The organism is Microbulbifer salipaludis, assembly GCF_017303155.1.
Classification (GTDB): domain Bacteria; phylum Pseudomonadota; class Gammaproteobacteria; order Pseudomonadales; family Cellvibrionaceae; genus Microbulbifer; species Microbulbifer salipaludis.
On the sequence record NZ_JAEKJR010000001.1, the window covers coordinates 129,011 to 151,884 of the forward strand.

Consider the following 22,874-nt stretch of genomic DNA (forward strand, 5'->3'; position numbering starts at 1 on the left):
GGGAAAAACCACGAACCAAAAATCCTTCAACAAAGACTTATCATGCGAATTCTTACCCAGCCAGCCCTGCTTGCCGGTCTGATACTGCTCAGCGCCTGCGGAAGCGATAACCGAGACACCAGCGCCAAAAACACCGGTGACAAGCCCGCAGCCCAGGTGGCCAGCGACGCGCAAACGGCCACCCCGGACGCCGCTGCACAAGATTCCGGGCCAGGTGCCGAGCAACAGGCACCCGCCGGCAAGCTTCCCGACGGCGTGCGCCCCACCGCCTATCGCCTGAACCTCACCCTCGATCCCCGGGAAGACAGCTTCCACGGCCAGGTGGAGATCGACATCGCGATCGACACCGCCACCGACCACCTGTGGATGCACGGCAACAACATCGACGTCGCCAACATCGAAGCCATCGTCCCCACACAAAATGACAAGGTCGTGCCGGCGCAGTACCGCCAGGTGCTCGATAGCGGCGTGGTGCGCGTCGACTTCGACGAACAGGTCCCCGCGGGCAACATCACCCTGCGTATCCAGTACCGCGCGCCCTTCGACAAAAACCTCGCCGGCCTGTTTAAGGTTGTAGAACAGGGCGAGGCCTACGCACTGGCCAAATCCGAATCCATCCAGGCGCGCCGCTTTCTGCCTGGCTTCGACGAGCCCGGCCTGAAGGCAACCTACGACATCAGCCTCACCATTCCCCAAGGCTACAAGGCCATCAGCAACGGGCCGGAAACCGAACGCAGCGACGCCGGCAACGGCATGCAAACGGTGCGCTTCGCACAGACCCGGCCCATGCCCACCTACCTGCTTTCCCTCGCCGTGGGCCCATTCGATGTGGTGGAACGCCCAGCCATCCCCGCCAACCAGTACCGCAAGGAAGCGCTGCCCCTGCGCGGTTTCGCCCGCAAGGGCCGCGGCAAGGATATGAAGTACGTACTGGATAAAACCCCGGAGATGCTGCGTATCTTCGAGGAACAGCTGCAGCGCCCCTATCCCTTCCGCAAACTGGACATCATCGCCGCACCCCAGTGGCCCAGCGGTGCCACCGAACTCTCCGCCGCCATCACCTACCGCGAGCAGCGTATTCTGGTGGAAGGCGACGAACCCGCGCCCGGCCTGCGCCTCGCCCTGCTGGGCGTGCACGCCCACGAGATCGCCCATATGTGGTTCGGCAACCTGGTGACTCCGCCCTGGTGGGACGACCTGTGGCTGAAGGAAGGCTTTGCCACCTGGGGCACCCCGCTGGCACTGACCATCATGGAACCCGACGGTGGCCACGACCTGAACGCCGCGGTGCGTGCCATCAGCGCCATGAAGCTGGACTCCCTCGCCAGCACCCGCGCCATTCGTGAACCGATCACCGACAACAACAACATCCGCAATGCCTACGATGCGATTACCTATGCCAAAAGCCTGGGTGTGATTCACATGGTGGATGCGTACTTTGGTGCAGACACCTTTCGCCCCGCCCTCGGCCGCTATGTGGAGCAGTTCGCCGATGGCGTCGCCGACTCACCGGACTTCTACAAAGTCATCGGCGATGAAACCGGCAGCCCGCAATTGACCGAGACCTTCCGCACCTTCGTGGAACAGAAAGGCGTACCGCTGCTGTCGGTGAGCGTGAATTGCAGCACCGATGGTGATGCCGAGGTACGCGTTCAACAACAGCGCTACAAGCCGCTGGGCTCCCCGATCTCCGATGCCGGCCAGCAGTGGAGCATCCCATTCTGCATGCGCGGCAGCGCCGGAGAAGCGCAGTGCGAATTTCTGAGTGCATCACAACAGACCGTGAAACTTGCCGGTGGCACCTGCCCCAAATGGGTCATGCCCAACGCCAACGGCAGCGGCTATTACCGGTTTAACCTGGAGGAACCCTACTGGCAGGCACTGCTGGAGGAATTCGACAGCCTGCAGCCAACCGAGCGACTGTCGGTGATCGACAGTGCCTTTGCCGCGTTTGAAGCCGGCGCCCTGAAGCCGGCAACACTGCTGGACGTGGTGCGCCTCTCGGCGGCCTCGGACAAGCGCCAGGTGGTGGAAGCGCCGCTGGGCTATCTCGCCAAGTACGCAGACCACTATGTGGATAGCGCACACGCGGAACACTGGCAGGCGCTGCTCAAGAGACTGTACGGCAAAAAAGTGCAGGCGCTGGCGGACAAACGCGACTCCGAAAGCAAACTGCTGCGCAGCCGCCTGCTCGGCTTCCTCGCCCTGGAAGGCAAGGATCCGCAAACCCGCAAACAGCTGCAGCAACAGGCCGAGGCATTTACCGGGTTTGGCGTAGAGCGAGATCCCAAGGCACTGGATTCCGACCTGTACGAAAGTGCGCTTACCGTCGCCGTGCAGGATTCCGGCAAGGGATTCCTTGATCACCTGATCAAGGTCCGCAGTGAACTGGACGACCCGCTGTTCGATAACGCCAGCGCCAACGCCATCGGCCGCGTCACCGATCCATCACAACTAGGCACCGTCCACAGCCTCGCACTGAGTGACGACATGGGCGCACGGGAGGCCTTCGGCCTGATTCAAAACACACTCGCCGAACCAGACCTGCAGGCACGCAACTGGGAATGGCTACAGAACAACTTCGCCGCGGTCGTCGCCAAGATTCCAGAACAGTGGCGCCGCAACACCCCGCGCTTTGCGGCAAAGTTCTGTGACCAACAGTCGTTACAGCAGGTACAAGCACTGTTTGCCCAGCAGCAGAAACTGGTACCCGGCTACCAGCGGGCACTGGCGCAGACGGAGGAAGGGATTAACTTGTGTATGGCGCTGAAGGATCAAGGCCAGGCGTTGGTGAGGAGCTTGAAATAGCAAACCCGGAATCAATAAACGCAACCCAAAAAATGGCAGCCTCAGGCTGCCATTTTTATATCCCTGCTTGCGCCAACAGGTCTCGCATCGGTTGCAGTTGCGCTTCGTATCGTTTCCATTTACCCACGGAAGAGCGGTAAACAGGTTGCCGTACCTGACTTGCACTCGCCGTTGCGGTTCCCTGCCGCTCGTTCCGATAAAAGTGCTGCACTTCAGGGGACCAGTCCAGTCCACAGAAGCCGTAGAGCCTTCGGGACTCACTTTCGAATTGGTCAACCAGGTCTTCATACTGAAGATCCAGAAACTCCACTCCACGCATAGAACGCCAAGTGTCCATTAATTCATGATAACGAATAAAGTAACTGGCCAGCTCAGTTTGTTCGTAAGAAAACGGGTAGGCATTTCTGAATTGCGTTTTGTAAACCGCGTAGCAGGTATCCATAGGATCACGACGCAGATGCACGATGCGCGCAGCGGGCAGTGCCAGACGAATCAGGCCGACATAAAGGAAATTCATCGGGTTCTTGTCCAGAATAAACGCCGGTGCGCTGTCTGGAGCCCGCTCGTGTAATTCCTGCAAGTATCGCCTGCCCAGCGCCTCAAAATCGATACTCGACGCGGCTGAAATGATCGACATTTCCCCAGCCTGCTGTCTCAGCAGATCCTGCGACATCTCCCCCACCAGTCGTGAGAAAATGCCAGGCTCACCGGCGGAATACACCTGGCCAGTTGCACACAGAATCCTGTCCACCAGTGTGGTTCCTGTACGAGGCATGCCAAGCACAAATATGACGCCCTTTCCGAGCCCGCTCTGTGAATAGGTTTGCTGCAGACGGGAAAATGTCTCCTCAGAAAAAACGGATGCAATCTCGTCGATTTTTCCCAGATCTTTTTCCAGGGAATATTGAATGATCGAACGACGCAGCCTGCATGCCTCCGCAAGCGCCGCAAAGCTTTCCGCATGATACCCGATGTCCTCCAGCTCTTTCGCCAGAGCGAAATTCAACTGGCTCGCCGAAGCGATGTCATCATCAACCACAGAGATCGCTTTTCGTATCGCCTGTACGTGATTGCTATTCGCTGTCTGTCGCCGCAGGTCCGATCTGTTTTTATACGCCTCAGCGTCGGCCGGATTCAACGCGAGCAGTCGATCATAGAGCACCTCCGCACGAGACAAATTTCCCATGGCGCGATTAGCCGCAGCGCAATTAAAAAGCAGCTCCACACTATCGGGGCGATATTCCAGTGCGCGCTCGTACAACTGCAGCGACAGTTCATGCTCTTCACACAGCGAGTACAAATAGGCTGCCTGTGCCAACGGCTCTGGATGCTTCAGCTCTGCAGGATTCAACGCATGCAACGTTGACTTTGCCCGACCTTCCTGGCCCGCCGTTGCGAGTGCACGAGCAAGATGCAAGCCCGTGCTCACCCAGGATTTCGTCTCGCCTTTGGCGGCGTTCCAGGCTGTCTCCAGGCTAGCTATGGCTTCGCGGATGCGGCCAGTCGCAGCCTGCACGTCCGCCAACAATCGCCAACCATTGACCAGTGATGGAGCACTGTCCAGCAACTCTTTGACGACGGATTCGGCTGTAGACAAATCTTTTGCCCTGAACGCGTGGAGCGCTCTCTGGTACCGGTCTGACAGACTCACAACCACCCCGTTTTTCTCAACTCTGATACAGATGAAATTATTGCCTCTAGCATACACAAAAAAGCCGGCCCAAAGGGCCGGCAAGATTGCAAGGTCGACAAAGTGAGGATCCTCACAACAACGACTGTTTAGAAGGTATAGCTGCCTGACAGACCGATAGTGCGCGGCAGGCTGATATAGTCTTTTGACGCATTGCCGAGGAAGTTTTCGCTCGGATCCGTGCCCATATGACGCTCGGTCAGAAGACCGGTAACGCCATCCTCGTTAAACAGGTTTTTCACATAGAACGTGGTGGTCCAGGAATCGGTTACCAGCGAGGTATTTGCGCCCCACAGCTGGAATCCGTCGATTTTCGCCGCGGTTACCCCATTGCCAATCGCATTCTCCGAATCAGACTGGTAGTAACCATTGACCCGACTGACCCAGTCAATACCCTCACGGAAGCTGGCGGTGTAATCCATGGAGATGGAGAAGGTATTTTGTGCAGTGCTCGGCAGGCGCTCACCCGCTTCAGCAATGGTCACCCCGGTCGGCGTGACAAAATCTTCAGTCAGCTCTGCGTCCACAAAGGTGTAGCCCGCAGTGTAGTGCAGCTGGTCAGTAAGGTTGCCTTCTACCTCGACCTCGATACCCTGCACGCGCGCCTCGTCGCCATTCATCGCGGCAAAGAAGCCCCAGTTAGGCGTTGAGGTATTCAGCTGTGGATCTTTCCAGTCGGTATAGAACCCGGAGACGGTGTAACGCAATACATCGGTTGTCCCCTTCACACCCATTTCATAGTTGAGTACCGAGTCAGACTCGTAGCGCAGATAGGCCGGGTCCTCCTCATAGAAGCCGATCGTCGGCACCGCATTTGCACCACCCCGACGGTAGCCTTCAGAAACGGTCGCGTAAGCCATGGTGCTATCGGACATGTCCCAGGCGAGGTTGGCTTTGAACAGAGTGTCTTTGTCCTCTGTCTCGAAGTTAGCATCCCCATTGCCCAGTCCAGGCCAGATCGGCAACGACAGCTGCGATTCGTTGGTGAGTTCATTCTGGAAGCTGCGCAGCCCCAGTGTCAGGTGCAGTGCTTCCGACAGATGGATCGTGGCTTCACCGAAGACCGCCTTGTCGACGAAGTTCTGGTTGCGACGGAAGTAGAAATCCTGGTCCTGTACGTCAGCGCCCCAACCAGCAAGCGTATCGGCCAGTGGTGTCGCATTATTCCAGGGAGTCGGCGCCACCATGGCCCAGTCCGCCCAACCCGGCATGTAGCTGTTCTGGCCGGCATTGGAGTCCTGATCCATGTAGTAGAAGCCCACCACCCAATCTACGCGTGCATCCTCTGCATTGCTGACAAGACGCAGCTCCTGCACCAGTGCAGAATCATCGTAAAAGCGTTCCGCCTTCGCCAGCGGGCGGGGTGTTCCGTAATACAGGCCTTCAAACCAGTTCTGTGCTGCATAGAAACCGGAGTTATCACTGATGCCGAGGCCTGTGTGGTTATAGTCTGATGTACTTGAGGTGAGAGTAGCGAAGCCCAGGTCCACTTCGACTTCAAGTGACGTCATATCGACTTCACGCTCGGAGGGCTCCAGGGTTACTGCCCCATTTTCATAATCGTCATAGGACTCTTCGCTGCCACTGACCCAGTTGGTTCCGCGGGTTACCTGACGGCGACCACCGATATCATCGCTCTGCTGCTGGTAGGAGAGTTGAATACTCGCGTTGTCTGCCGGCTCGAACAAAAGAGACGCGCGGCTATAAGTAATATCGACGTAATCAGCATCTTTTACACGTTTGAATACCGGTGCGCCGTTTACGATATCGTTACCCTGCGCAAGCGGAGCGCCACTGGCATCCAACTCGTAGACGTTGGCGTAATCGACAATGCCGTCGTTATCGATCATGCCGACATTTGCGCGGAAGGCGAGCTTGTCGCCCAGTGGGACGTTGATCAGCACATCGCTATTGAGATTAAAGCCGCCGGAGCCCTCAGTCTGGCTTACACTGGTGCCTACCTTCGCCTCGAACTCGCCAAGCTGGGGCTTGTTCATGATGTAACGTACGGTACCGGCCAATGAGCCTGAACCATACAGTGTGCCCTGCGGACCGCGCAGCACTTCAACACGCTCGATATCTTTCAGCACGAAGTTCGCATACAGCGGAGTATCATCCACATAGGTAGCCACCGTACCCACGGCCGAGAGCGGTACATCACCATTCGCGCCGGTATCGATGTTCATACCGCGGATAACAACCCCATTCACGGTACCGGAATTACGGTAACCACGATCCACCACGGTAAGCCCGGCAATACTGCGCATCATTTCCGCGGAGTCCGTTACCTGACTGGCTTCCAGTTCGTCTCCGGACACTGCCGAAATATTGTATGGAATATCCTGGACGCTCTGCGCCCGGCGCGTCGCGGTAACGATCACTTCTTCGATGGCATCGGTGGACTGTGCCAGCGCTATCTGCGGTATGGAAGCCAGTGTTCCCGCGGAAATCGCTGCGACCGCTGTGGCCAGTGTGGACTTGGTGAACCCCTGCTTGATTGGTTGTTTCATGGTGCCCTCTGCTAGGTTTGGATCTCTTTTATGGAGTTTCTCTGCTGGCCAAACTGCGCCGGCTGTTGTTGTGTCTAGTTTTTATAACTGGAACCTGGCCTCAACCTAGTGCCAGTTAGTCTATATCGACTGGTCCAGTTGTCATCCATCCTGTGACAATGAATTTTTCTGGCCGCAATCATTCCGGCACTTTCAGCTCGCCGAGTGCTTCCAGCGCGGGTGACACGGCACCCGGTTCATACTGGGGGTACCGCACCCGGCTATCGCGGAAGCTCTTCAATGTCTGCCCCAGGCCCTTCATACCGCGTGTGCGCACCCGGGCGACCCGTTCTACATCGATTTCAAAAGCGATGATTTCTTCCTCGACGCTGGCTTCGTGAATAGTCTCGCCTTCCGGGCCAACGATGATGGAGCGCCCCACGCCCTGCTGGCCGGCAGAATTCACATCGACCACGTAGCACTGGTTCATGGAGGCGCTGGCCCGCACGATGGAAAGCTCATCCAATCGGTCGATGGTGTCGGTTTTGGTCGGGTGGATAATGACTTCGGCACCCAGCCACGCCATGGCTCGGGTGGTCTCCGGGAACCACATGTCGTAACAGATGGAGACCGCAAAGCGACCCACTTCCGGCACATCAAACACCACAAACTGGTCGCCCGCGGTCACGCCTTTTTCATAGGGAAGGAAGGGGTAGAGCTTGCGGTAGCGCGCGATGACTTCGCCGGCGGGATTGATTACCGGCGTGGTGTTGAATACGGCACTGCCACACTTTTCATACATGGAGCCGGGTACCAGCCAGACGCCCAGCTCACGTGCAGAGCGGCAAAACGCTTCTTCTTCTGCGGAAGGGAGCTCCCGTGCATGCTGCGCGCCAACACCGCGCAGAGCGAGCTCGCTCAATACGATCATCCTGACCCAGGGGTAGCGCAGCTTGGTGCGCTGGATTTTCTGCAACAGCAACTCCAGGTTGTCTGCCTCATCGAGCTTTAGTTGCAGTGCTGCTATTCCGAAAGACCTGCGGTTGCTACTCATCACACCGGTTCCTGGTTCTGGATTTTTGGTTTTGTATGCGGCACTGTGGCGATACTGTCGCGATAAAAGGGCGGGCAGTGCCGCGCTGGATCAATACTGGCCCAAACCCGAAAAGGGGCAATAGGGCCAGATGAGGAGGAGGCATGAGTCCAATGGGGGTTTTGCACCTTCAGGCCGCTGTTGGATCCAACGGCAGTGCCAATCTGGCACTATGGCGCAGGCTGTAATAGGTTAGCGTTTGTCCGGTACAGATTCCGACGCGAGGGTATCGAGACCGCGATCGGCCCGAATTAAAACGATAATGATTCACCGGAGTATTCATGCAAAACCCTGCCCAGTCCGCTGCCACAGAGGCGCCTGATTCCGGTTACTCCGGAAATGACACCCCCACGGGCGCCGTGCCTGGCGGGCTACTGGTCAGCAATGGCTGGCTGGCGAGTATCTTTCTCGCCTTTTTGTCTTCTGCGGGGCTTTATTATGTGAATATCTTCCCGGTCATCGTCGATGCACTGATGGCCGGCGCGGGGCTGAGTGCCGAGCAGGCGGGGCAGATCACCTTCGCGAACACCATCGGCGCGGTGATCGGCGCGTTTACGGTGTCCTGGCTGATCCGGCATATTCCCCGCTGGAAACGCGCTGCGGTGATTCTTTTGTGCTGCTCGATTGGCATGGACGTGCTGACCATACAGCTGGCCAACCTGGACCTGCTGATCCCGCTGCGACTGGTACACGGAATCCTCGGCGGCACCCTGGTAGGGCTGGGCTTTGCGGTAATTGCCCGCAGTGGTATCGCGGGGCGCAGTTACAGCATGGTGCTGCTGGTGCAATACACCGGCGGTGCGATCGGTATGGGGTTCTTGCCCGCGCTGGTACTCGAGCACGGCACTTATGTGCCCTTCTATGCGCTGATAACCTTCAGTGTGATCACGCTGCTGATGCTGCCATTTATCGCGGATTATCCGCTGCCGAAACCCGCTGTTGCCGGCGCTGATGCGGTGGCAAGCAAGCGCGAGCCGCTGCCCATTCTCCCCATCGCAATCACACTGCTGGCGCTGTTCTGCTTTCAGTTTGCCAATATGGCGCTGTTCGCGTTCATCTTTGATCTGGGGAAATCGTTTGACCTGCCCCTCGGGTTTATCAGCCAGACGCTGTTCTGGGCCAACCTGATCGCCATCTCCGGTGCCGCATTGGCGTCGATCACCGGGCAGAAGCTGCCGCTCGCCAAGCCGCTGGCCATCGCCCTGCTGGTGACCCTCGCAGGCTTGCTGCTGTTTATCTTCAGTGATATTCGCCCGGTGTTCATCCTCGCCAATATCGTGACGGGCATGACCTGGGCCTTCTGTGTGCCTTACTTCCTGACCATGGCATCACGCTTTGACAGTGCCGGACAGATGGGCGCATTCGGTGGGTTTGCTTCGAAGCTCGGACTGGCCTGCGGGCCGCTGGTGGCGGGGTACTTCATTACCGGGGGCGGCAGTTATACACAGCTGATCATTCTGGCCACCCTGGTGCTGGTGGTATGCCTGGCCGCCGTTCCTGCAGCGGCCAGACTGGATCGCTAGCCCACTCAGCTCATGCGAAAGAAATGTTCCCGGTAGTGCTTGAGCTCATTGATGGAGTCATGGATATCGTCCAGCGCGAGATGCGAGGAGGTTTTCTTGACCCCATCAAGCACATCCGGGCGCCAGCGGCGCGCCAGCTCTTTCACCGAGCTCACATCGAGATTGCGGTAGTGGAAGTAACTTTCCAGTAGCGGCATATACTTCACCAGGAAGCGGCGATCCTGGCCGATGGAATTCCCGCACATGGGCGACGCCCCCTCGGGTACCCACTGCTGCAGGAACTCGATGGTCTCCCGCTCGGCCATGTGTTCACTGATGGGTGACTCCCTGACCCGTGCCACCAACCCGGAACCACCGTGCTGCTCGGTGTTCCAGTCGTCCATGGCATCCAGCAGCGCATCGCTCTGGTGAATCGCCATCGCCGGCCCCTCGGCGAGCACGTTCAGGCGGGAATCCGTCACCACCGTGGCAATTTCGATGATGCGCTCCTTCTCGGGATCGAGGCCAGTCATTTCCAGATCGATCCAGATCAGATTATTCTGATCCACAATAGTCTCCTTAACTGCTGCTGTTGGCGGCGAAATGCCATAAACGTGAGGATAGCGGGGAAGTTACCGCAACCACCCATCGATGCAAGTTATAATCCGGCGCTTTCCACAAACCGAGCGCCCATGAGCAAACGCAAACTCAATCGCCGCCAGCAATGGCGCATCACCAAGATCCAGCAGGAGCGGGAAGCTCGCGCGCGCAAACGGGAAGAGAACCTGGAACAGGCCGCCGAAGAGGGCGATCTGGGGCCGGAGCAGACCGGCATGGTGATCGCCAATTATGGCAGCCAGGTACTGGTGGAGAGCGCTGCCGACAGCACATTGCGACAACGCTGCCATATTCGCGCCAACATCGACACCCTGGTCACCGGCGACAAGGTGGCCTGGCGACCGGCGGTGGGCGAGTCCACTGGCGGCCTGGGTGTGGTGGGCGCACGCCTGCCGCGCCACTCCGAGCTGCAACGGCCGGATCGCTATGGCGACATGAAAACCGTCGCCGCCAATATCGACCGCATCCTCATCGTCATCGCGCCCTACCCGGAACCCTTCGCCAATGCCATCGACCGCTATCTGGTAGCCGCCGAGGCCACAGGCATCCAGCCACTCCTACTGCTGAACAAAATCGACCTGATCGACGACAGCAATCGAGCGCACCTCGAAGCGCTGCTGGGCCCCTACCCGGCACTGGGCTACCCCGTACTCAAGCTATCCACCAAGACCGGCGAAGGCCTCGATGGACTGCTGGAAACCCTCGCCCAGGGCACCAGCGTGTTTGTCGGCCAGTCCGGGGTGGGCAAGTCCTCACTCATCAACGGCCTGCTGCCCAGTGCCGACGCCCGCACCGGGGCACTGTCCGAAGCCACCGGCAAAGGCACCCACACCACCACTGCCGCGGAACTGTTTCATCTGCCCAGCGGCGGCGATCTGATAGACTCCCCCGGTATCCGCGAGTTCGGCATCTGGCACATGAGCGAACAGGAACTGCTCGAAGGCTATGTCGAATTCCGGCCGTTTATCGGCCACTGCCGCTTTCGCGACTGCCGACACCAGGGCGAACCCGGCTGCGCCATTCTCGAAGCGCAGGCGCGTGGCGACATCAGTCAACGGCGTATGGAAAGCTTCCTGCACCTGCGCAACAGCCTGGAAAGCGACTGAGCCCGCACGCCCGACTATAGGCCGACTACAAAAGGACCCAGAAGGAACCAACCGTGAGCGATGTACCCCTGATCCTCGAGCCAGAGCAACTGGCCGCACTGCTCGAACACGAAGAAATTCGTGTAGTGGACCTCAGCAGCCCGCAAAACTACCTCGCCGGGCATATCCCTGGCGCCCTCGGCCTGCCCTTTCAGGCCCTGATGGCCGGCACACCACCAGCACCGGGCAAGCTGCCCTCGCTTGAACGCCTGACCGAAGTCATGCGCGCCATCGGCCTCACCCCCGACACCCACATCGTCGCCTGCGACGACGAAGGCGGCGGCTGGGCCGGGCGGCTGTTATGGACCCTGGAAGTCATCGGCCACCAGAAATACAGCTACCTCAATGGCGGCATGATTGCCTGGAAAAATGCCGACCTGCCGCTCACCACCGAAGACGTCACCGTCACCCCCAGCGATATCAACATTCAGATCGCCGACCGTGCACCGATGATCGACGCGGAGCAAATTCAACAGCGCTTGGCACAGAACGACCTGCAAATCTGGGATGCACGCTCCCCGGCGGAATACACCGGGGAACGCGTCGTTGCCATGCGCGGCGGACACATACCGGGCGCCATCAACTGCGAGTGGACACAATTGATGGATCCACAGCGGGACTTGCGTATTCGCAGTGATGCAGAAGCGTTTCTTGCAGCGCTTGGCATCAATGGCGAGAAAGACATCGCCACCCACTGCCAGAGCCACCATCGCTCCGCGTTTACATGGCTGGTAGGGAAATCCTTGGGGCTACCTATTGTGGCTTATCCGGGCTCATGGAGTGAATGGGGAAACCTGCCGGATACTCCGATTGAAAACTGACGCTCTGGCACTGACCACTGGATTTCCACCGACGCGAGAGTGACACCGAACTCATTTTTCACATGCACTGACAAAGTGTAGAAATACGAATCGAAGGACAGGTGCCGGGGATTCGTTTTCGAAAGCGTCGGCGACAGGGACGTCGCCGACGCAGCGTACATGGATGTATTCACAGCGGTTTCGAAAACGAATACCCGGTGCCTGGCCGCCACAAGACTTCATTACACGGGACCACTTTACTTTCATGCACCCGAAACTGTTTATCTTTCTGCAATACATCACCCCGCAACACCTGCTCTCCAGAGCCGCGGGCTGGCTCGCCGAAACCCGCATCGGCGGCATCAAAAATCCATTTACCAAATGGTTTGTGGAGAAATACAAAGTCGACATGAGCGAGGCACAGGAGGAAGACTACACCGCCTACACCTGCTTCAACGACTTCTTCACCCGCGCACTCAAAGAAGGCGCCCGCCCCATCGTCGAAGGCGAAAACACCATCGCCGGCTGTGCCGATGGCGCCATCAGCCAGCTGGGTGAAATCCACAACGGCCGAATTTTCCAGGCCAAAGGCCAGGACTACAGCCTGCTCGAACTGGTCGGCGGCGACCCCGAAGTGGCCGCGCAGTTTACCGGCGGCAAATTCGCAACCATCTACCTTTCACCCAAAGACTACCACCGCGTCCACATGCCGCTCGACGGCGTCCTGCAACGCATGGTCTACGTGCCCGGCGAACTCTTCTCGGTCAACACCACCACCGCCGAAAACGTCCCGCGCCTGTTTGCGCGCAATGAACGCCTCGTGTGCATCTTCGAAACCGCCGCCGGCCCCATGGCCATGATCCTCGTCGGCGCCATGATCGTCGCCGCCATCGAAACCGTGTGGGCCGGCCAGGTCGCACCGATCAAGCGCCAGATTCGCACCACCCGCTACGACGAGCAAAAACCCATCGCCCTGAAAAAAGGGGACGAAATGGGCCGCTTCAAACTCGGCTCAACCGTCGTGCTGCTGTTCGGCGCAGACAAAGTGAAATGGGCAGAAGAGCTCGTCGCGGAAACGCCGGTGAAGATGGGTGAGCACTTTGGAGACCTGACTTAAAAACAACGGCCACAAACAGTGACAATCGCGCCCCGATCCTGATTTTCCGGGATTGGGGGCGAACACCCTGAAGTCTGCGACTGGCCAATACCAGGCTCATCGGCACGCAGCTGGCTCGAACCACCTGCGCTGCCGTAGCAGAACGATAGGAATGGGAAGGGAGTGCGAATTAACGACCCGGCAGCAAGCGGGCAATAAACGCAGGCAGTCTCTGCTCGAAAAGATACTGGTCGCGCACCCGGCCCACATTGATGTGCGGATAACGGCTGGGATCCAGATCCTGGGTAATCGTAATCAGGCCCACCTCAGCCAGAGTCTTCTTGCCCTTGTCCACGATGGCCCGCTTGCGGTCATCGTCAGCTGCCATATCAAACAGGCGGGGCTTTTCCAAAAGCTGCTTGTTGCGATCCGTCACCAGCATCACCTTGGGCTTCAGGCGGCGCTGGTAGCTCTGCTCGACCACCACCGCAATTTCGCCGGTGGACAGCTCCACCTGGGTACCGGTGGGGTAAAGACCGATGGACTGAATAAACTCCACCACCAACTGCTCCTGAAACGCGCAATTGCGCAATTCATACAGCTGGCCCACCGCCTTGGACGGGGGCAGTGGGAACTCGGCACCGCGAGGATTGGTGGCCTCGTCATAGAAGGTCACAATACCGCACATGCGCGCCAGCACCGGTATCTGGCCGCCGCGCAGGCCGCGCGGATAGCCGCTGCCATCGTACTGCTCCTTGTGGCACTGCACGATGTTGAGAACCTGAGGATCAATGTTGGCGTCCGCCGACAACAGCTTCACGCTGTAATCCACGAATTTACGATATTCCAGCTCCGCGCGAGGATCGCGCTTCTCAGCCTTCAGTACGGCTTCCGCAATGTATAGTTTGCCGACGTCCTTCAGCAGGGTAGCGATCCCCAGCTGCACCAGCTCCTGACGGCGCAGGCCGATATGACGCCCAAACACCACCGCCCAGACACTGGCGCGTACCGAGTGGCTGTAGGTGTGCTCATCCCGCTCGCGTACCCGCGCCAGCCACGAGAAGGCATCCGGACTGCGCAGCACGCTGTCCACCATCTGAGTGACGGTCTGATTGACCTGGGCTGTGGGCAGCGGCCGATCCGTTTTCAGCTGGACCATCACCTCGTGCATGCCCTGCACAATGCGGTCGTGCAGTTGGCGCGCTTTGGCCGCTTCTTTGCGGGCGGGCTCGGGGGGCGCGTAGCTGTCGTGCTTCACCTGCACCGGTTTGCAGTTGATGGCGACAGGGATACGGCGCGGCGCGCCTTTGGCGGAAGACACATCAGAGGCGGACGCCTCGGCGGCAGCACGGGTCAGCTTGCGCAGCTTGACGCCCACATCGCCCACTGTCTTCACCACATCGACATACACGTAGCGGCAGTACTTCTGTAGCTGACGGATTTCGTCGAGGTCGCGGATATAGAAGCCCTGCAGGGCGAAAGGCGTACGCGTCCATGGGCGGTCCAGGCGAGACACAAACATGCCCCGCTGCAGGTCTTCAACGAATACTTTCGCCTGTTGGATTGCCACTTGATGGTTGCCGCGTAATTTTTGTTATGGGTCCTGCGCTTGGCCGCCGCATCATGACGCGGCCAGCGCAGAAAAATACCCCATTCTGTGAAAAACAGAAGGGGGCGAATTGTCACACAAGTCTACTTGCGAGTAGACAGCGCAATTGTGATAAATATCACGATTTGCAGGTTCTGCGCCAGTGCGAAGGGAACTTTTGGGCAAATTAGGCGCAATATAGGCGCCAAATTCCACCGCCCGCCCCACCCCGCGGGCGCTGGCAGGATTCGCCGCGCGCCCATGCAACTGGCCTTTACTGATGGTACTGAGGCGACAGCTCAACAACCGCATCAAACATCGCACCGGCATGGGACGGATCGACCTTCGGTGTTACCCCGTGGCCCAGGTTGAAGATATGCCCGGTTCCTCGGCCAAACCCGGCCAGGATTGAGGCCACTTCCTCGCGAATACGCTCAGGGCTCGCCAGCAGGATCGACGGGTCCATATTGCCCTGCAACGTCACCCGGTCGCCGACGCGCGCGCGCGCCTGAGCGATATCGGTGGTCCAGTCGAGGCCCAGCGCATCGGCGCCGGTATCCGCCATAGCCTCCAGCCACTGCCCGCCACCCTTGGTAAACAGGATGACCGGGACCTTGCGGCCGTCGTGCTCTTTAATCAGTCCCTGCACGATACGGGCCATGTAACCCAGAGAAAACTCTTTGTAGGCGGTGTGGCTCAGCGCACCGCCCCAGGTGTCAAAAATCTGCACCGCCTGCGCACCGGCGCGGATCTGCGCATTCAGGTAGTCGATGACGGAGTCCGCCAGCACCGTAAGGAGCTGGTGCATATCCTGCGGGCGGTTGTAGAGCATTTCCTTGGCGCGGGCAAAATCCCGGCTGGAGCCGCCTTCGATCATGTAGGTGGCGAGGGTCCAGGGACTGCCGGAGAAGCCGATCAGAGGCACGCGACCATTCAGTTCGCGACGAATGGTGGTGACGGCATCGGTGACATAACTGAGGTCTTTGGCGGTATTCACCACTTCGAGGGCGGCGATATCGGCGCTGGTGCGCACGGGCTTTTTGAATTTGGGGCCTTCGCCTTCCTCAAAATACAGCCCGAGGCCCATGGCGTCGGGGATGGTGAGGATGTCAGAGAACAGGATGGCGGCATCCAGCGGATAACGCTCCAGCGGCTGCAGGGTCACTTCACAGGCCAGTTCGGTGTTGCGGCACAGGTCCATAAAGGTACCAGCCTTGGCCCGGGTGGCGCGGTATTCGGGCAGGTAGCGGCCGGCCTGGCGCATCATCCACATGGGGGTACGATCGACGGGCTGGCGCAGCAGGGCGCGGAGGAAACGGTCGTTTTGCAGGGGGGCGAACTGGGTATCAGACATGACTACAACGGCTGGATAAATGGGCGGCCATTGTACTCTCGGGGTCTCGTTTAGGACAGAGACTGGGGTGACTCGGGATTTATGTGGGTGATTGGAGCGAGCTATGGATCTTTGTTTGGGCGCCAGTGGTACGCACTCGGGAGCTCTAGTGGCGACTTTGCTACCGGGCGGTTGTGTGCGGGACACGCCGTGAACCCATCCCTGGGGGCTCGGCTGCGGCCGTCCTGGCCGCAGACGGTCCCGCACACAACCACCCGGTATCAAAGCCTTCGCATCAGACTGATGAGCGATTTGAGAATGCGGAGAATTTCGCTCGCAGCTCAGGCTGAGCTCTGTAACTCGACGAGAAGGTACTGATGCCGATGCAAACTTGCCAGACCTTCCGCGAGAGGGACCTCGCGGAAGAGTCCCCATGGATGGGTTCACGACGTGTCTGGCAAGTTTGCATCGGCAGCAGTACCGCCAGCTAAGCAGCTAGCGGTACCACGGAGGCAAAATCAACGAGGAGATTAAACCTCGAGGAAATCGAGAATACCTTCGGCAGCCTGACGGCCTTCCCAGATAGCAGTAACAACGAGGTCAGAGCCACGAACCATATCGCCACCAGCAAAGACTTTTTCGTTGCTAGTCTGGAACTTGTACTCCTGCTTCTCGGGCGCAACCACACCACCCCAGTCGGCAACCTCGATGTTGTGGTCACCGAACCACTCGGCGGGGCTCGGGCGGAAACCAAAGGCGACCAGCACGATATCCGCAGGGATGATTTCCTCGGAGCCGGGAATGACTTCCGGACGACGGCGGCCGTTTTCGTCCGGCTCGCCCAGTTTGGTGGTCACCACCTTCACGCCTTCGACTTTGCCGTCGCCGACAATTTCCACCGGCTGACGGTTAAACAGGAAACGTACACCCTCTTCCTTCGCATTCGCCACCTCGCGGCGGGAACCGGGCATGTTTTCCTCATCACGACGGTAGGCGCAGGTCACGCGCTTGGCGCCCTGGCGGATGGACGTGCGGTTACAGTCCATCGCGGTGTCACCACCACCAAGTACAACCACCCGCTTGCCTTCCACCGAAATGAAATCTTCCGGCCTTTTTTCAAAGCCGAGGTTGCGGTTCACATTCGCCACCAGGAACGGCAGCGCATCGTGCACGCCCGGCAGGTCCTCGCCAGGGAAGCCGCCTTTCATATAGTTGTAGGTGCCCATCGCCAGGAACACTGCATCGTAATCGGCCATCAACTGATCGAAAGTGATGTCCTTGCCGATCTCGGTTTCCAGGCAGAACTCGACCCCCATCTCGGTAAAGATCGCGCGACGCTGCTGCATCACGGATTTTTCCAGCTTGAACTCCGGGATGCCAAAGGTCAGCAGGCCACCGATTTCCGGGTACTTGTCGAAGACCACCGGCTGCACACCGTTGCGCACCAGCACATCCGCACAGGCGAGACCCGCGGGACCGGCACCGACTACCGCAACGCGCTTGTCGGTCTTCTTCACTGCGCTCATATCCGGGCGCCAGCCCAACGCGAAGGCAGTATCAGTAATGTATTTCTCGGCGTTGCCGATAGTCACCGCACCAAAACCATCGTTCAGGGTGCAGGCCCCTTCACACAGGCGGTCCTGGGGACACACGCGGCCACACACTTCCGGCAGGGAGTTGGTCTGGTGACTCAGCTCCGCCGCCTCCATGATGTTGCCTTCACTGATCAGGCGCAGCCAGTTCGGGATGTAGTTGTGTACCGGGCACTTCCACTCGCAGTAGGGGTTGCCGCAGTCCAGACAGCGATGTGCCTGGCTGGCGACCTGCCGCTGAGTGTAGGGCTGGTAAATCTCCACGAACTGGTTGGTACGCGTGATGATGTCTTTCTTGGCGGGGTCCACTCGGCCCACGTCGACAAACTGGAAATCGTTGTTGAGACGCTGTGACATAAGTAAATCTCCCTCTTATTCGCCGCGCTTGCGTACATCGGACAGCAGTCCGGCGAGGCTGGCGGCCTTCGGCTTCACCAACCAGAATTTGTTGAGGTAGTCGTCCAGGTTATCCAGCAACTCCTCACCCCAGGCACTGCCGGTCTCGGCGACGAACTCCTCGATCACTTCGCGCAGGTGACTCTGGTATTCCTCCAGAGTCTCGCTGCTGATGCGGCGCAACTCGATCAACTCGTGGTTGCACTTGTCGAAGAAATCGCGATCCATATCCAGCACGTAGGCGAAGCCACCGGTCATGCCGGCACCGAAGTTGACCCCGGTTTTACCCAGTACGGCGACCATGCCACCGGTCATGTATTCGCAACAGTGATCGCCGGCACCCTCCACCACGGCGAAGGCACCGGAGTTGCGCACGCCGAAGCGCTCACCGGCGCAGCCGGAGGCGAACAGCTTGCCACCGGTAGCGCCATACAGGCAGGTGTTGCCGACAATACTGGTTTTTTCCGACTTGAAGCTGCTGCCCTGGGGCGGACGAATCACCAGCTTGCCGCCGGCCATGCCCTTACCCACATAATCGTTGGCATCGCCTTCCAGATACATTTCCAGGCCGCCGGCGTTCCACACACCGAAGGACTGGCCGGCAACACCGGTCAGGCGCAGTTTGATCGGTGCATCCACCATGCCCTGGTTGCCGTGACGCTTGGCAATCTCGCCGGACAGGCGCGCACCGATGGAGCGGTCGCAATTGGTCAGCTTGAAATGGTATTCGCCACCAGCCAGGTTCTCGATCGCGGGCAGGGTTTCTTCCACCATGCGCTCGGCCAGCAGGCCCTTGTCCCACGGCTCGTTCCTGGCCAGCTGGCAGGTCTGTGGCTTGCTGTCGAGCAGCGCATCGGTGTGCAGCAGGGGCGACAGGTCCAGGGTTTTCTGCTTGCTGGTCTTGCCTTCCAGGGTTTCCAGCAGATCCACGCGACCCACCAGTTCGTCCATGGTGCGCACGCCCAGGCTCGCCATCCACTCGCGGGTTTCCTCGGCCACGAACTTGAAGAAGTTCATCGCCATTTCCACGGTGCCGATGTAGTGGTCGTCACGCAGATCCTTGTTCTGGGTGGCGACACCGGTGGCGCAATTGTTCAGGTGGCAGATACGCAGGTATTTGCAGCCCAGCGCCACCATGGGTGCGGTGCCGAAACCAAAGCTCTCCGCACCCAGCATCGCCGCCTTGACCACATCCAGGCCGCTCTTCAGGCCGCCATCGGTCTGCACGCGCACATTGCCGCGCAGGTCGTTCGCCCGCAAGGTCTGGTGGGTTTCCGCCAGGCCCAGCTCCCACGGGGAGCCGGCGTAACGAATAGAGGTGATCGGGCTCGCCGCGGTACCGCCGTCGTAACCGGAGATAGTGATCAGGTCCGCATAGGCCTTGGCCACACCGGCGGCGATGGTGCCGACGCCGGGGCGGGAAACCAGCTTTACCGAGACCAACGCATCCGGGTTGACCTGCTTCAGGTCGTAGATCAGCTGCGCCAGATCCTCGATGGAGTAAATATCGTGGTGCGGCGGCGGTGAAATCAGGGTCACGCCGGGCACCGAATAGCGCAGACGCGCGATCAGTTCGTTCACCTTGCCGCCGGGCAGCTGGCCGCCCTCGCCGGGCTTCGCGCCCTGGGCAACCTTGATCTGCAGCACCTCGGCGTTTACCAGGTAGTGCGGAGTAACGCCGAAACGGCCGGAGGCGATCTGCTTGATCTTGGAAACCTTGTCGGTGCCGAAACGCACCGGGTCCTCGCCGCCCTCACCACTGTTGGAGCGGCCGCCCAACCGGTTCATCGCCTGCGCCAGCGCCTCGTGCGCTTCCGGCGACAGCGCGCCCAGGGACATGGCGGCGGAGTCGAAGCGACGCAGGATATTTTCTACCGGCTCTACTTCGTCCAGCGCAATCGGCTGCACATCTTTTTTCAGGCCCAGCAGGTCGCGCAGTGTGGCAACCGGACGCTGGTTAATCAGGGTGGCGTAATCCCGCCAGGCGCCGTAGTCGCCGGTGCGTACCGCCTGTTGCAACGCCGTGACCACATCCGGGTTGAAGGCGTGATACTCCTCGCCGTACACAAACTTGTGCAGGCCGCCCGGAGACACTTTCTTACGCGGTTTCCACGCCAGCTGAGCGCGCGCGCGCATGTCGTCTTCCAGCTCTTTGAAGCCGGCACCGAGGACGCGGGCCGGGGCTTCCGGGAAGCAAAGGTCGATCACGTCCTGGGACAGGCCCACCAGTTCGTACAGCAGCGCGCCGCGGTACGAGGCGATGGTGGAGATGCCCATCTTCGACAGGATCTTCAGCAGGCCCTTGATGATGCCGTTGCGGTAGTTCTTCTGTGCGGTGGCGGCGTCCAGCAGCAACTCACCGGTTTCGATCAGGTGATTGATAATGCTGTAGGAGAAGTACGGGTGCACCGCTGTGGCGCCCACACCAATCAGACACGCAAGCTGGTGGGAGTCGCGCGCGGTGGCCGTATCCACCACGATGTTGGAATCGCAGCGCAGGCCGTTGTGCACCAGGTGGTGGTGCACCGCACCGGTAGCCATCAGCGCGTCGATAGGCAGCTTGCCCTCTTCAATGTCGCGATCGGAGAGCACCACAACCACGGTGCCGTCCTTGCGCACGGACTCGGCCACATCGCTGCACAGCTTCTCGATAGCGCTCTTCAGGTCCAGCTGTGCGGGATCGTAATTAAGGTCGAATATCTTCGCGGTGAATTCTTCGCGCCCCAGTTCCAGCAGCGCGGTGTACTTCATGTGCGACAGTACCGGGGACGACAGGATCACCCGGTCTGCGTGCTCCTCGGTCTGCTCGAATACGGATTTTTCACGGCCCAGGCAGGTCTCCAGAGACATGACGATGGTTTCCCGCAGCGGGTCGATAGGCGGATTGGTGACCTGCGCAAACTGCTGACGGAAATAGTCATACAGGCAGCGGTTGCCCTCCGACAGCACCGCCATCGGCGTGTCGTCACCCATGGAACCCACCGCCTCCTGACCGGCTTCCGCCAGCGGACGGATCACCTGATCGCGCTCTTCCAGGGAGGAGCTGAACAGCTTCTGGTAGACCTTGAACTGCTCCATGGAGAAATTGTTGTCCACCGGCGCGGTGACCAGGGTGGAGCGGATGCGGCGGGCCTTTGCCTTCAGCCACTTCTTGTAGGGTTGGGCTTTTTTCAGCTCGCCATCCACTTCGGCGGTGTGACGCAGCTCGCCCTTCAGGGTGTCCACCGACAGAATCTGCCCCGGGCCCAGGCGGCCTTTGGCGACGACGTCGGCAGGATCGTACTGGTAAGTGCCCACTTCGGACGCGACGGTGATGAAGTCGTCCTTGGTGATTACCCAGCGGGACGGGCGCAGGCCATTGCGGTCAAGCGTACACACCGCGTGGCGACCGTCGGTCAGCACCAGGCCGGCGGGGCCGTCCCAGGGTTCCATATGCATGGAGTTGTATTCATAGAAGGCGCGCAGATCGGAGTCCATGGTGTCCACGTTCTGCCATGCCGGCGGCACCAGCATGCGGATGGCGCGGTGCATATCGATGCCGCCCACGGTAAGCAGCTCCAGCATATTGTCGAGGCTGGATGAGTCGGAACCTACACGGTTGACCAGCGGCTGCAGCTCGGACAGTTCCGGCACCAGCTGGGTAATGAACTTGTTGGTGCGCGCTACCGACCAGTTGCGGTTGCCGGTAATGGTGTTGATCTCACCATTGTGAGCCAGCATGCGGAACGGCTGGGCAAGGGGCCAGCGCGGCATGGTATTGGTGGAGAAACGCTGGTGGAACACGCAGATGGCGGTTTCCAGACGCGGGTCAGCCAAGTCAGGGAAGAAGGCCGGCAGGTCCGCGGGCATCATCAGGCCCTTGTAGGACAGGACCGAGGTGGACAGGCTGCCGATATAGGTGGCGTCCGTGAGCTGCTGCTCGGCCTTGCGACGGGCGACGAACAGGCGCGCATTAAACTGCTGTTGCCCCAGCGCCGAATCGGCGTTGTTGATCAGCAGGTGCTCGAAGCGCGGCAGTGTTTCCTTGGCGATGGGGCCGAGGCATTCTTCGTTGGTGGGCACCAAACGCCAGCCGGCCACTTTCAGGCCCTGATCTTCGATCGCCCGCTCGAGAATGGCTCGCGCACTGGTGGCTTCAGCCTCATCCAATGGCAGCATAATGGAGCCGACCGCATACAGGTCGCTCAGCGTCGCACCCAGCTGTTCTTTGGCCACGGCACGCAGGAAGCTATCCGGCTTTTGCAACAGCAGGCCGCAGCCATCGCCGGTTTTGCCATCGGCGGCAATACCACCGCGGTGAGTCATGCAGGTCAGCGACTCAATCGCCGTCTGCAATAACTTGTGGCTGGTTTGGCCCTTCAGGTGGGCAATCAGTCCAAAGCCACAGTTATCTTTGAACTCATCCAATCGATACAGACCGCTACCCATAGAATTCCTCAAAGTGTTATTGCTTCCCCGTGTGCCCTGAACGGCCACTGCATTGGCAGCGCTCAGCAAGGCCGGCGCCCTCTTTTGATAGAAGGCGATCCCCGGGGGCATATTTATCTAGTCTCGAGCCAAAAGTGCCGCAGATCCCACTGAAATTTGTGTACCCCAGTGACAAAAAAAGCCCGCGTGAGGGGCTTGTGGTTGCTCGCTGGATACGAGCCTGCGTTTGTTGTTATTAGCTCATTTTCCCGGCTTTCACCGAGGGGGCGCGCAATCTTACTAGCACCCCCCTGTGA

General features: G+C 59.5%; 13 protein-coding genes. 5 read left to right on the forward strand and 8 right to left on the reverse strand.

Annotation, left to right across the window (positions count from 1 at the left end; translation table 11 throughout):
• Positions 1 to 42 precede the first annotated feature (42 nt).
• Positions 43 to 2,808: a M1 family metallopeptidase gene (locus tag JF535_RS00525; protein WP_206997886.1), complete on the forward strand. Its 2,766-nt coding sequence runs from the start codon at positions 43 to 45 to the stop codon at positions 2,806 to 2,808.
• A gap of 55 nt (positions 2,809 to 2,863) precedes the next feature.
• Here JF535_RS00525 and JF535_RS00530 read toward each other — a convergent pair whose 3' ends face one another.
• The 3 genes from JF535_RS00530 to JF535_RS00540 form a co-directional block, all read right to left on the reverse strand.
• Positions 2,864 to 4,405 (reverse strand): tetratricopeptide repeat-containing sulfotransferase family protein, encoded by a 1,542-nt coding sequence (locus tag JF535_RS00530; RefSeq protein WP_206997888.1) that lies wholly within the window; start codon positions 4,403 to 4,405, stop codon positions 2,864 to 2,866.
• Positions 4,406 to 4,587: 182 nt separating this feature from the next.
• Positions 4,588 to 7,008, reverse strand: coding sequence for a TonB-dependent receptor (locus JF535_RS00535; protein WP_206997891.1), 2,421 nt, complete (start codon positions 7,006 to 7,008; stop codon positions 4,588 to 4,590).
• Positions 7,009 to 7,186: 178 nt separating this feature from the next.
• Positions 7,187 to 8,041: a carbon-nitrogen hydrolase family protein gene (locus tag JF535_RS00540; RefSeq protein ID WP_206997893.1), complete on the reverse strand. Its 855-nt coding sequence runs from the start codon at positions 8,039 to 8,041 to the stop codon at positions 7,187 to 7,189.
• A gap of 320 nt (positions 8,042 to 8,361) precedes the next feature.
• Between JF535_RS00540 and JF535_RS00545 the strand changes: the two genes are divergently transcribed.
• Entirely contained in the window at positions 8,362 to 9,603 is a 1,242-nt protein-coding gene (locus JF535_RS00545) for an MFS transporter (protein ID WP_206997895.1), read from the forward strand.
• A gap of 5 nt (positions 9,604 to 9,608) precedes the next feature.
• On the opposite strand, the gene orn is transcribed toward JF535_RS00545, so the two are convergent.
• Positions 9,609 to 10,151, reverse strand: coding sequence for an oligoribonuclease (gene orn, locus JF535_RS00550; protein ID WP_206997897.1), 543 nt, complete (start codon positions 10,149 to 10,151; stop codon positions 9,609 to 9,611).
• A 123-nt stretch (positions 10,152 to 10,274) separates the two neighbouring features.
• On the opposite strand from orn, the gene rsgA reads away from it, so the two are divergent.
• From rsgA to asd, 3 genes are all read left to right on the forward strand, one after another.
• Positions 10,275 to 11,306, forward strand: a complete 1,032-nt coding sequence (gene rsgA, locus JF535_RS00555; RefSeq protein ID WP_206997899.1) for a small ribosomal subunit biogenesis GTPase RsgA — start codon at positions 10,275 to 10,277, stop codon at positions 11,304 to 11,306.
• 53 nt (positions 11,307 to 11,359) lie between these two features.
• Positions 11,360 to 12,166: a rhodanese-like domain-containing protein gene (locus JF535_RS00560; protein ID WP_206997901.1), complete on the forward strand. Its 807-nt coding sequence runs from the start codon at positions 11,360 to 11,362 to the stop codon at positions 12,164 to 12,166.
• Positions 12,167 to 12,410: 244 nt separating this feature from the next.
• On the forward strand, positions 12,411 to 13,262 hold the full coding sequence (gene asd / locus JF535_RS00565; RefSeq protein WP_206997903.1) for an archaetidylserine decarboxylase: 852 nt from the start codon (positions 12,411 to 12,413) through the stop codon (positions 13,260 to 13,262).
• A 169-nt stretch (positions 13,263 to 13,431) separates the two neighbouring features.
• Here asd and JF535_RS00570 read toward each other — a convergent pair whose 3' ends face one another.
• From JF535_RS00570 to gltB, 4 genes are all read right to left on the reverse strand, one after another.
• On the reverse strand, positions 13,432 to 14,811 hold the full coding sequence (locus JF535_RS00570) for a DUF3391 domain-containing protein (protein ID WP_206997905.1): 1,380 nt from the start codon (positions 14,809 to 14,811) through the stop codon (positions 13,432 to 13,434).
• A 292-nt stretch (positions 14,812 to 15,103) separates the two neighbouring features.
• On the reverse strand, positions 15,104 to 16,183 hold the full coding sequence (hemE, locus tag JF535_RS00575) for a uroporphyrinogen decarboxylase (RefSeq protein WP_206997907.1): 1,080 nt from the start codon (positions 16,181 to 16,183) through the stop codon (positions 15,104 to 15,106).
• Between the two features lie 509 nt (positions 16,184 to 16,692).
• Positions 16,693 to 18,111: an FAD-dependent oxidoreductase gene (locus tag JF535_RS00580; protein WP_206997909.1), complete on the reverse strand. Its 1,419-nt coding sequence runs from the start codon at positions 18,109 to 18,111 to the stop codon at positions 16,693 to 16,695.
• 15 nt (positions 18,112 to 18,126) lie between these two features.
• Positions 18,127 to 22,578, reverse strand: coding sequence for a glutamate synthase large subunit (gene gltB, locus JF535_RS00585; RefSeq protein WP_206997911.1), 4,452 nt, complete (start codon positions 22,576 to 22,578; stop codon positions 18,127 to 18,129).
• Positions 22,579 to 22,874 lie beyond the last annotated feature (296 nt).

Bases quoted from the DNA above. Each gene is read 5' to 3' on its own strand.
- asd (WP_206997903.1), top strand. From the start codon at position 12,411: ATGCACCCGAAACTGTTTATCTTTCTGCAATACATCACCCCGCAACAC.
- JF535_RS00580 (WP_206997909.1), bottom strand. From the start codon at position 18,111: ATGTCACAGCGTCTCAACAACGATTTCCAGTTTGTCGACGTGGGCCGA.
- gltB (WP_206997911.1), bottom strand. From the start codon at position 22,578: ATGGGTAGCGGTCTGTATCGATTGGATGAGTTCAAAGATAACTGTGGC.
- JF535_RS00535 (WP_206997891.1), bottom strand. From the start codon at position 7,008: ATGAAACAACCAATCAAGCAGGGGTTCACCAAGTCCACACTGGCCACA.
- rsgA (WP_206997899.1), top strand. From the start codon at position 10,275: ATGAGCAAACGCAAACTCAATCGCCGCCAGCAATGGCGCATCACCAAG.
- JF535_RS00545 (WP_206997895.1), top strand. From the start codon at position 8,362: ATGCAAAACCCTGCCCAGTCCGCTGCCACAGAGGCGCCTGATTCCGGT.
- JF535_RS00525 (WP_206997886.1), top strand. From the start codon at position 43: ATGCGAATTCTTACCCAGCCAGCCCTGCTTGCCGGTCTGATACTGCTC.
- hemE (WP_206997907.1), bottom strand. From the start codon at position 16,183: ATGTCTGATACCCAGTTCGCCCCCCTGCAAAACGACCGTTTCCTCCGC.
- JF535_RS00540 (WP_206997893.1), bottom strand. From the start codon at position 8,041: ATGAGTAGCAACCGCAGGTCTTTCGGAATAGCAGCACTGCAACTAAAG.